8 protein-coding genes are annotated in these 10,540 nt (G+C 69.4%); 4 read left to right on the forward strand and 4 right to left on the reverse strand.

The window, feature by feature from the left end:
- The coding region (locus tag AB0I15_RS66175) for a tyrosine-type recombinase/integrase (protein WP_358120884.1) at positions 1–409 on the forward strand (409 nt) is incomplete at its 5' end.
- Positions 410–812: 403 nt separating this feature from the next.
- On the opposite strand, the gene AB0I15_RS66180 is transcribed toward AB0I15_RS66175, so the two are convergent.
- Positions 813–2,162 (reverse strand): hypothetical protein, encoded by a 1,350-nt coding sequence (locus AB0I15_RS66180; RefSeq protein ID WP_358120887.1) that lies wholly within the window; start codon positions 2,160–2,162, stop codon positions 813–815.
- Between the two features lie 310 nt (positions 2,163–2,472).
- On the opposite strand from AB0I15_RS66180, the gene AB0I15_RS66185 reads away from it, so the two are divergent.
- A complete protein-coding gene (locus AB0I15_RS66185; protein ID WP_358120890.1) occupies positions 2,473–3,021 on the forward strand; it encodes an EF-hand domain-containing protein in 549 nt (182 codons plus the stop codon).
- A gap of 17 nt (positions 3,022–3,038) precedes the next feature.
- Here AB0I15_RS66185 and AB0I15_RS66190 read toward each other — a convergent pair whose 3' ends face one another.
- Together AB0I15_RS66190 and AB0I15_RS66195 are read right to left on the reverse strand one after the other, a co-directional pair.
- Entirely contained in the window at positions 3,039–3,557 is a 519-nt protein-coding gene (locus AB0I15_RS66190) for a hypothetical protein (RefSeq protein ID WP_358120893.1), read from the reverse strand.
- Between the two features lie 10 nt (positions 3,558–3,567).
- Positions 3,568–4,158 carry a recombinase family protein gene (locus tag AB0I15_RS66195; protein ID WP_358120896.1) on the reverse strand — a complete coding sequence of 197 codons (591 nt, stop codon included), beginning with the start codon at positions 4,156–4,158 and terminating at the stop codon, positions 3,568–3,570.
- Between the two features lie 279 nt (positions 4,159–4,437).
- Here AB0I15_RS66195 and AB0I15_RS66200 point away from each other — a divergent pair, with 279 nt between their 5' ends.
- Both AB0I15_RS66200 and AB0I15_RS66205 read left to right on the forward strand, forming a co-directional pair.
- Positions 4,438–6,180: an ISL3 family transposase gene (locus AB0I15_RS66200; RefSeq protein WP_358120898.1), complete on the forward strand. Its 1,743-nt coding sequence runs from the start codon at positions 4,438–4,440 to the stop codon at positions 6,178–6,180.
- 549 nt (positions 6,181–6,729) lie between these two features.
- Positions 6,730–7,566: a hypothetical protein gene (locus tag AB0I15_RS66205; RefSeq protein ID WP_358120901.1), complete on the forward strand. Its 837-nt coding sequence runs from the start codon at positions 6,730–6,732 to the stop codon at positions 7,564–7,566.
- A gap of 72 nt (positions 7,567–7,638) precedes the next feature.
- Here AB0I15_RS66205 and AB0I15_RS66210 read toward each other — a convergent pair whose 3' ends face one another.
- A complete protein-coding gene (locus AB0I15_RS66210) occupies positions 7,639–10,227 on the reverse strand; it encodes an AAA family ATPase (protein ID WP_358120903.1) in 2,589 nt (862 codons plus the stop codon).
- Positions 10,228–10,540 lie beyond the last annotated feature (313 nt).

Here is a 10,540-nt window from a genome sequence, read left to right on the forward strand (position 1 = left end):
GTGGCGCGACCAGGACTGGCTGACCGGCGACCCGCTGCGCCGCATCCGCCGCCGCGCCCGCACCCCCGACCGCACCAAGGCCCTCGACCGCGACCTCATCGAGGCCCTGCTCACCCGCCAGCGCCTGCCGCTGCGCGAGCGGACGCTCTTTCGGCTGCTGTACGAATCGGCGGCCCGGGCCGCCGAGGTCCTCGCCCTCGACGCCGGCAACCTCGACCAGCGCAACCGCCGCGCCAAGGTCAAGCGCAAGGGCGGCGCCGTCGACGTCATCGTCTGGCAGACGCCCACCGCCCGCCTGCTGCCCCGCCTGCTGGACGGCCGCCGAAGTGGGCCGGTGTTCCTCACCGACCGGCGCGCCCGCGTCCCCCTGCCGCCGGCCGACGTCGACCCTGCCTCCGGCCGGGCCTGAACCTCTGGCGGCCGTACGAGCGGCTGAGCCCGGCGCGTCAGGAAGCAATGCTGCAGGCGGCGGCCACCGCAGTGCAACTGGCCGCGAACGGGAGGATCATTCCCGGTGGCACGCTCGGCGCGGCGCTGCAGCCTGCTTCACATCGGCGGTAAGAGGGTGTCGCTGGACCTGAAATTGATCCTCTTCCCGTTGTCCAGGCCAGGTTCTTAAGGGGAGCCGAAGACATACTCAGATGAGCAAGTGGCCCGCCATCGACCGTTCCGGCCCGAGGTGTCGGTGGCCGAACTCGAGTCAGGCGGGCGTGGTCCGGCGGCAGCGCTCTGGCCCCGCTTCGTGCAACGGCAAGACGAAGCAAGGCGTCAGGAGATCGCTGATGGCGCTGTGCCGGTGCTTAGCGGCGCTTCTACGCACCGCGGTGGACGCAGAAGAGCTGGGTTTCGGTGCCGTTGGGATCGCTGTAGGCGACGATGGCGGGGCCTTGGGCGCTCATGTGGCCGGGCAGCCGGGTGTCGGCGTTCCAGCTGGTGCCGTTGAAGCGGGTCCACCACAGATTCTGGTCGTTGCCGCCGCCGCGGTGCAGGCAGTACAAGAAGTTGTTGTAGACGGCCAGGGCCGTCCCCTCCCGGCTCTGATGGTTGGGCAGCTGGGTGTCGGGGCCCCAGTGGTTGCCGTCGAAGCGGGTCCACCACAGGCTCTGGTCGTTGCCGCCGCCGCGGTGCACGCAGTACAGCCGGTCGTTGTAGACCGCCAGGGCGGGGTTGGAGGCGGTGTTGTGCGCGCCGAGCAACCTGTCGTCACCCCAGCTGGCGCCGCCGAAACCGGTGTACCACAGCCGATCGTTGTTGCTGTCCTTGTAAACGCAGTACAGAATGCCCCAGAAGGTCGCCAGGGCCGGGCCTCGGCTGGTCGCGCCGTTCATCCGGGTGTCGGGGCTCCAGCTGGTGCCGTTGAAGCGGGTCCACCACAGGCTCTTGTCGTTGCCGGCGCCGCGGTGCACGCAGAACAGTTGGTCGCCGTAGACGGCCAGGGCCGGGCCGTCGCCACTGAAGTGGCCGGGGAAGGCGGTGTCGGTGCTCCAGCCGTCGTTGCGCTCGGGGTCGTAGACGGTCCACCACAGCTTGTCGTCCCCGTCTCCGCGGTGCACGCAGTACAGCTTGCCGCGGAACTCCGCCAGCGCCGGATTGGCCTTGGACAGGTGGCCGGTGAATTTCTCGTCCTGGCTCCAGCGGTTGGCGGCGTTCATGACCGTCCACCACAGTGAGGTGTCCTGCTTGGGGGCCAGGGGGATGGGGATGAGCATCAGCGGGGAGAACCAGGGCGATACCAGCCGGCAGCCGTAGTCCTTGCCGATGACCCGGATGACCGCCGCGCGGACCTTGCAGGCGTTCTCCACCAACAAGGCGACATTCTTGGGGAGGAACAGCCCGACGAGATCCCCCACCAACTCTGAGATGGCGGCGGCGGCTTCGGCGGCTTTGGCGTTGAGGACGATTTCGAAGCCCCACCAATAGGTGTTGGTGTAGGCCTGCGCGCCGGTGGCGTTCAGCTGCATTTCGGTCTGGCGGGCGGTGTTCTGCCTGGCGTGAGGAAGCTGGCCGGTCTGCTCCTCGAATTTCTTGCGGGCCGCGTCCAGGTAGTCCTGGGAGATGCGTTGCGCCTCCTCGCGGGAGACGGAGTACGGCACGGCCTGCCAAGCGGCGAGGGCGTCGGTCTCGGCGCGGGATTGGTCCTGGCTGGTGCTTTCATCGGGCATGCGATCACGTCCCTAGCTGTAGGATGACCTGCCGCGAAGCTTGTCAGCGGCCTTGAGTGTCCGGCAATGCCCCATCGCTGGCAAGAGAGTGCGTCTGGCAGTCTGCGGCCACGGCGCAACCTGACCATTTCGGGCTGGCCAGAGGTCGAAGGACCTTGGGTGGCCGCTCGACAGGGTGTTGTGTGGCCTCCTCCCTGTCCGGCGCCTCATCCACTACCATCACAATCTGCCGGGAGCCAGGCGCGAGCGCCGGCGCGCGCCCACGGAATAGGCCTGGCCGGACCGCTGATGCCGATCTACCGTGAGCCCCATGAGCGAACTGCGCACACGCAAGTACGAGCGCTGGTTCCACGCCGCGGACCTCGACGGTGACGGCGCGATCACGCGACAGGACGTCGTTCTGATGGGCGAACGCTATCTGCAGGCCAGGAGCATTCCCCCCGACTCCCTTCAGGCACGAGAGATGCACGAGACCTTGCACCGGTTCTGGGAGTCGGTGCTCGCCCCCGCCGACGCCGTCAAGGACGACAAGGTGACCTCGGCGGAGGTCGTTCAGACGTTCACCACCACCTTCGCCGACCGTACCCGCTACCCCGAGGAGCTCGCGCCGGTCGCCGACCGCTTCTTCGACCTGGCCGACGGTGACGGCGACGGCGCGATCAGCCTCACCGAGTTCATCCACATCTTCGGCAGCACTGGCCGGGCCGGCGACGATGAAGTCGCGGAGGTGTTCAACGCGCTCGACCTCGACACATCCGGAGCCCTGTCACGAGCCGAATATCACAAGGCCTCCTCCGAGTTCTTCTACGGCGACGATCCCGAATCCCCGGCCAACCACATCTTCGGCCGCCTCGCATAAAGGGAACGCGCCTGGGCTTACCCGATGAGGTTCACAGCGCGGCGGAAGGTCGCGGCGGCGGCTTCCAGGTCCGCGAGGACCTTGCGCCAGTCTGCGGTCTCGTCTTCGTCCATGTCGCCCCAGTTCTGTTCGCCGAACTCGCGGGCGAACTCGCCGACGTGTTCGACGGTCTCGGCCAGCTTGTTCAGCACAGTCCCGACGCTCATCCCGCCGGTGGGAGCTGTGCGAAACCGGTAGAGCAGCAGCGGAAGGTCGGCGGCCGCGGTGGCCATGGCGGTGGCTTGCCGCTCGATCTCGCGGTTGATGTTGCCCAGGTCGGCGAGTGGACCGGTGTGGATCAGTTCCACCGCTGGGACGAGCCCGGCGTTGATCGCTGCCACCAGGTAGTTGCGAGCGTCGGGCAGCGCGCTCTTCCGCTCCTCCTCGGTCAGTTCTTCCCATGTCGGCAGAAACGTGCAGTCGTGGGCGAACTGCTGGCGGGCCTTGGCCAGGGCCAGCACGCGCGGGTCGTCGAACGTGATCTGCGGCAGCGTCACGGCGTGCTCCTCAGGGAGTCGGGGGCTGGTCAGTGAGGTTGCCCTCAGCAGCGGCTGCGAGGGTTTTGTGGACGACGCCGACGGAGACCTTCACCCCCGCGGCGATGGTGCGGATGGATTCCCCGCGCCGGCGACGGTCGAGGATCGCGGCGCGTTTGTCGTCGTCGACCACGGGGCGGCGGCCTCCGACCTTGCCTTGCTTTCGGGCCGTCTCCAGGCCGTTCTTGGTCTTGCGGACGATGTCGCGGCGGCGGTCCTCCGCCAGGGCGAGGGCCAGGTCGAGGATGAAGGAGCGTTCAGTGTGCTCGCCGGTGCCGATGCCCTCCAGGACCTTGACGCCGATGCCTTGCTGGAACAGGTCGTTGAGGACGATCAGTCCTTCCAGGAGGTTGCGGCCGAGCCGGTCGACTTCCTGGACGGTCAGCAGGTCGCCTTCGCGGATGTAGGACAGCGCGGTGAGCAGGTCGGGCCGGTCACTGGTGGCGAGCTTGCCGCTGGCCTTCTCCTCGATGACCTTCAGGCAGATCGGATCGAGGGCGTCATGCTGCCGCTGGGTCTTCTGCTTGTCGGTGCTGACCCGGACCAGTCCGATGAGCGCCATGGCGAAGCACCTCCGTTCATCAAACGTCACGCGCGAGGTACCTGAACGGTAGCAGGGGACGGCCGAAGATGAACGGCAAAATGAACAAGCAGCCGCCGGGAGCGGTACCGGCGTCGCGCAGGTCACGGTGAAGGCGCTGAGCAATGTGAGCAATTCGCCTCGACGAGGATGTCCGGCGGATGGAATGGGGGCATGGGCCTTTTTCGGCGCTCTTCCCCATCGTCCGGGCGTCCGCCCGAGCTACGGCCGCGGCGCTCCATGTGGTGGTGGGCTCTTCCCGTGGCGCTGCTGGTCGGTGCGGCGGTCTGGGGCATCAGCACCTGGCTGCTGCAGGACCTGGACAAGCTGCCCACCCTCGCCGAGCAGGTGTCGGCTCGGATCGAGGCGGTGCGGACCGCGTTGGCGGCCGGTGCCGGGGTCGGTGCCGCGGTGACGCTGTTGCTGGCCGTACGTCGCCAGCGCCACCAAGAGCTGGCCACCGCGCACACCACGCACGACGCCGCCGAACGTCGCACCATTGGACCCGAGCGGTGGGCCTCCACAGCCACCTGCCCGAGCTGCGGCACCATATCGGCCAGGACGCACGGCGGCTACCGCCGGAGGCTGGCCGATCTGCCGATCTCCGGTCGGCCGGTGCGGATCGAAGCCGACGTACGACGATTCCGCTGCGATGATCCCGGATGCGGTGCGGCGACGTTTGCCGAGCAGATACCCGGCCTGACCGCGCCGTTCGCGCGGCGCACTGCCGGGCTGACCGACCGCCTGGCCGCGATCGCGCTGGCGTTGGCCGGCCGCGCCGGATCCCGGCTGGCCGCGAAGCTGGGCATGCCGACCTGCCGAGACACACTGATCCGGCTGATCCGCGCACTGCCCGAGCCACCCGCGGCGGCGCCGACGGTGATCGGGGTCGACGACTTCGCACTACGCAAGGGCGCCGTGTACGGAACTCTGATCATCGACATGACGACCCACCGGCCGATCGATATCTTCCCTGGCCGCGACGCCGCAACGCTGGCCGCATGGTTGGCCGACCGTCCCGGCGTGGAGGTGATCTGCCGGGACCGTGCCGGGTCGTACGCGAACGGCGCCCGGGTCGGCGCACCAGATGCCATCGAGGTAGCCGACCGGTGGCACTTGTGGGCGAACCTGGGCGCGGCGGTGGAGAAGACGGTCTCCGCCCACGCTGCCTGCCTGCCCGAGCCGCCACTGGTAGAAGACCTCGTAACCGAGGAACGGTGCGACGAGGCCGGCCCGCCATCGGAGCCGGATCCGCCGATCGAGTACCCGCTGGCTCGCAGGCATCGAGAACGCCACGCCGCGATCCTCGAGTTGCTGGCTGCGGGCCGTTCCCGTACCCAGGTCGCCCGCGAACTCGGGATCAGCGCGCGCACCGTCTACCGCTTCGCCGGCACGCCCCTGGAGCAGCACCTGGGCAGGGCCAACAACCGTACGAGCCGTCTGGACCGGTTCAGGGACCACCTGCACCAGCGCTTCGCTGACGGGATCCACAATGCCAGAGCGCTGCACCGCGAGATCGAACTCCTCGGCTGGCGCGGCAGTCCGCGCACCGTCGAACGCTACGTCGCCCAGCTGCGTGAACGGACGGGCCCGCCACCGACCGCGCCGACACCCCCGAAACCGCGCAAGGTCGCCAGCTGGATCATGTCCGATCCCGACCACCTGACCGCGGGCGCTGCCGTGCAGCTCAAGAACATCCTCGCGCGCTGCCCCGAGCTGGAGGCCACGCGCCACCATGTCGGCAGCTTCGCCAACATGATCCAGAATCTTGACGGAGACAGGCTGCCGACCTGGATCGATGCCGTCCGGGCCGACGGCCTGCCCGCCCTCCACAGCTTCGCGACCAGCCTCACCCGCGATCAGGCCGCCGTCACCGCCGGCCTGACCCTGCCCTGGAGCAACGGCCCCACGGAGGGCACCGTGAACCGACTGAAGATGATTAAGAGAAGCATGTACGGCCGAGCCAACCTCGACCTACTCCGCCGACGAGTCTTGATCATCTGAAACGCAACAAGATCAGCGCCAGAGCCCGAGAGTGTCAGCAAGCTGCGACACGAAAACGACAGTAGAGCTTGGGAGGAAGGCCGAGGAAGACGTTGGGCCTGTTTGCAGGGGGCGTAGATGCCCGTCTGCTCCTTGCGCTTGGCCGCGATCTGCGTGCACGCGGCGCCGCTGAAATCGGCGACACCGATCCCAGTAGGGCGGCGGCCAGCGACCGCCCGCATCTTTGGTCAGCCCAACACCGATCCAAGGCAACTCGTGGATGCCCCTGGGACTTTGCCTCTACGACCACAACCCGATGGCCTCCGCGGGCGGCCTGGCGGTCAGTGGCCGCCGGGGCCGATCTCGGTATCGACTACCGATGTCGCACCTGTCCGCCGGCCGCAGACTCGCCGATGTAAGAAGCGGGTCATGTTGCGATATGTCGTTCAGCGAATCCTTCGCAAGAGCCTGACCAGAGCACCGAAGTGCTGAACTCCTTTCGCGGCATGAACCCGCTGTGCCAATCCTGAAGGAAGCGTCATGAACCTTGTTCGTATCGTCCTTGCGGCGGTGGTCGCGGCCGCAGGAATGCTCGTCGCCGGCCAGGCCTCCGCCGCTCCGGCCTCATCGGCGGCCGCGGCATTCCAGATCCAATACATCAAGCGTGTCTTCTCCGGCGCGCCGGACACGGTGGTGAGCGGCACGGCGCTCTGCCCAAGTGGCACCCGGATGGTCTCCTCCGCCGCGGGCAACGCTGGCCTCGCCGCCATCACCCCGCTCCGGGACTTCTCGGGAGCGGAGGCCGTCGGCCGTCTCAGAAGTACGGCCAGCCGTGCCTTCCTGGAGATCGTCGTCGGCTGTCTGCCGACGGCCCAGGTCCCCGGCCTGAGCTCGTCTAGCTGGGTCTCACTCACGCAGGACTTCTTCCCCGACGCGCGGGGCAATCGCCGGGGCGTGGTGACCTGCCCGTCCGGGATGCGCGCGTTCGGCGGTGGTGGCTCCTTACGGACTCCGGAGGGCGCTCTCAGCACCAAAGGCAACGCGATGTACTCCAATACGGTGACCGCTGACGGCACCGGCTGGACCATGAAGGTCTTCTCGGGGAGTCTCAGTGAGAAGCTCGTCATCACCACGCAGTGCGCACCGCTGGGCGATGCGCAGGTCGAGCAGACCTCCATCCCGCTCCCTATCACCGCCAGGGAGGAGATCGTCCACGTTCCGTGCCAGCCGGGGTACACCATGATCTCGGGCGGCGTGTACCTGTCCAAGCCGGACGGCACCGAACAGCAGGGAAGGATTCTCGACTCACTCCCGGGCGCCGAGGGCTGGGTCGCCAGCGGAAACTCCCATGGCCTCCGCGACACCAAGCTGGTCGCCCTGGCGCAGTGCTTCCTTCCCACCGGCTGACCTGACCTGATCTTCCGCCGGGCAGGAGCCCGCCCGATATTCGGGCGGGCTCCCTTCAACGGCTGTCGGCGCTCATCGCCGCGGATCGAGGACGCCGAGGTCGCGGGCGCGGGCGACCGCCTCCTTACGGGTGCGGACGCCGAGCTTGTCCAGCGCCGCCGCGACGTGACTGTCCACGGTACGCACCGACAGGACAAGCCGGGCGGCGATCTCGGCGTTGGTCATGCCCAGGGCGAGGAGCTGGACGACCTCGCTCTGGCGTTCGGTCAGCCCTGCCGGGTTGACCCGGGTCGCCGGTGTCGGACCGCGGGGGATCCGGGTCACGCCGAGGCTTCTCAGGCGTGCCCGGACCAGCCGGGCCAGCGGCTCGGCACCCAGCTCGTCCAGCAGGGCGAGAGCGGTCAATTGGTCCGCTGTCTCGGGGCTGTCGGCCAAGGCGGCCGCGTATTCGTACCGGCAGCCGGCCGCCCGCCACGCGTCGGCGGCCTCCCGCCGGCGGCCGTCGGCGAGCAGCGCGTACGGATGGTCCAGCCCGTTCCCGCCGACGGGGCGGCCCGCGCGGCCCAGCCAGTAGGCCAGTTCCGCCCGGATGGCGGGCGTGCCGAACCGGCTGGCCAGTTCGTACGCCTCGGTCAATTCGGCGGCGGCGGCACCGGCGTCGCCGGCGAGCATGGCCGCCTCGGCCAGCGCCGCGGCGGCCGGGCCGATCCACTGGCACTCGCGTAGGGGTAGCGCGATCTGCCACGCCTCACGCAGCGTCTCCACCGCGCTGGGTTCGCCGCGGCGCAGCCGGGTACGGCCGATCAGGGTCATCGCGGCGCATCGCACCGGCGGGGAGCTGTCGAGTGCGTACGCCGCAGCCGGCACGACCTGGTCCCACTCGGCGCTTGCGAAATGCAACGCCCCCAACGCCACCTGAAGATATCGCGTGAACATCACGAAGTCGGAACGCTCGGCGAACTCGATGCCCTCGGGGAGCAGCCGCCTGGCGTCGTCGAGATGAAGGAGTTCCAGGTCGTACAGGATGAGATTCACGTAGGCGCGGCAGGCGTGTTCCGGCTCGTCGGCGGCGAGCGCGATCCGCAGGCTCTCCTCCATGGTGGAACGCGCGCGGGCGTCACCGGTCCCCCAGAGCGCCATGGCGAGATTGTTGAGCGCGTGTGACAGGGTCGCGGGCGTGTCCTTGCCGAGCGCGATGGCCTGCTCGGCCACGACGATGGCCTCGGCGTTGCGCCCCACCAGCGCGTGCAGTTGCGCCTTGCCGCTGAGCGCCATCGCCAGCAGGCCGTCGTCGCCGGCGGCGGCCAGGACGGCGATCGCCTCGTCGGCCGCCGTATCCGCCCCGTCCGGGTCACCGGCCCACCAGCAGATCCGTGACAGCCAGCGCAGGGAAGCCCCGTAGACACGTGGGTCGTCACCGCGCCGCAGCTCGACGGCCCTGCGCTGGGCCGCCAGCGCGTCGCTAGCCGGAGCGTCGATGGTGTAGCACTCGATGGCGAAGCCCTCCCACAGCTCCGCCTCGGCTCGTGGCTCGAGGATCGGGTGCTGGTCGAGCACCAGCCTCAGATGGGCCGCCGCTTCCCGGTGCGCCCCAGCCGCCGACGCCTCCCGGGCGGCGATCGGCCCGTAGTGGACGATGACGGCGCTGTCGCCCGCCTGGGCCGCGTGATGCACCACCCGGGACACGTCGGTTCCCGGCCCCGCCAGGAGCGCGGCGAGCACGCTGCGATTGGCCGCCATCCGGCGCGCGGCCGGCATCGAGTCCACCACCGCGCGCCGGGTGAGCTCGTGGCGGAAACCCACCCGGCTCGGCGTGACCGCGATCAGGCCGAGCTGCTCGGCCGGGGCGAGTGCCGCCGGACCCGCCGGTACGAGCACCTCCACGAGCCAGCGCTGTACGACCGACGGTACGACGGCGAGCCGTTCGAGGATCTCCAAGGTGGCCGGGTCGAGATGCGCTGTCCGGGCCTGGACGGCGTCCGCGATCGTGAGGGGCACCGTCGTCGCGTCGCCTGAGGCCAGGACCTCGGCAACGAAGTACGGGTTGCCCGAGGTTATCGCGAAGACCTCATCGGAATCGGCGTTCACGGCGGCGCTCAACCGGCGCACCGCGGCCTCGGTGAGCCGAGCCAGGCGCAGCCGGCGGACCGGCCCGACTCGCGAGGCCAGTCCGAGCAGGTGCCGCAGCGGATGGTCAGTGCTCAGCTCGTCGTCGCGGTAGGTCAGCACCAGGACCAGCGGCAGCTGCGCAGCCCGGCGGACGAGGTAGCGCAGCACGTCGAAGGTCGCCTCGTCGGCCCAGTGCACATCCTCGACGGCGAGTACGGTCGGGTGGCCGGCCCAGCCGAGTTCGTCGCGCAGGGCTTCCAGCACCTCGCCCCGGTCACCGCGCTCCAGCGCCCGGGTCAGCACCGTGCCGACGCTGCCGATGAGATCCCGTAACGGGCCGAGCACCCGCGGCGTCACCAGGTCGTCGCAGTAGCCGACGAGGAGCCGGCCTTCGGCCGGCAGCACTCCGCGGATGGCCTCGACCAGGCTCGACTTTCCGATCCCTGCTTCGCCGGAGATGAGGACCACCGTGCCGGATCCGTCACCGGCGTCGCGGACGGAGCTGCCCAGCGCCGCCAGTTCGTCTTCTCGCTCCAGGATCGCGTTGCCCACTTCTCACAGTCTGGCATCCGCCCGTCCCGATAGGGGCGATGCCGTGGCCCGGCCTAGGTAGCCGGCACCGAAGCCGAAGCGGCCGCCCCGCCCTTAACTGAGGGAAAGCTCACGCGACGAGTCCAAGGAATATCCGGCGGGGTCGCCTGGACGCCCTTCACGCCGGCTGCGCCAGCGACTGATCGACACCCTCGACCGCAGCACCGGCCTGCTCGTCCTGGATCTGTCCCAGGTCACCTTTTACGCGGGGTTGGCGGGCGGGGCGCCCTGGTCGGGGGGGGGGGGGGGGGGCGCGGGCGGGGCCCCCCCCGCG

Source organism: Nonomuraea sp. NPDC050643, assembly GCF_040654715.1.
Classification (GTDB): domain Bacteria; phylum Actinomycetota; class Actinomycetes; order Streptosporangiales; family Streptosporangiaceae; genus Nonomuraea.

Excerpts from the sequence above, each read along its gene's own strand:
- AB0I15_RS66195 (WP_358120896.1), bottom strand. The coding sequence starts at position 4,158 with ATGGCGCTCATCGGACTGGTCCGGGTCAGCACCGACAAGCAGAAGACC.
- AB0I15_RS66185 (WP_358120890.1), top strand. The coding sequence starts at position 2,473 with ATGAGCGAACTGCGCACACGCAAGTACGAGCGCTGGTTCCACGCCGCG.
- AB0I15_RS66180 (WP_358120887.1), bottom strand. The coding sequence starts at position 2,162 with ATGCCCGATGAAAGCACCAGCCAGGACCAATCCCGCGCCGAGACCGAC.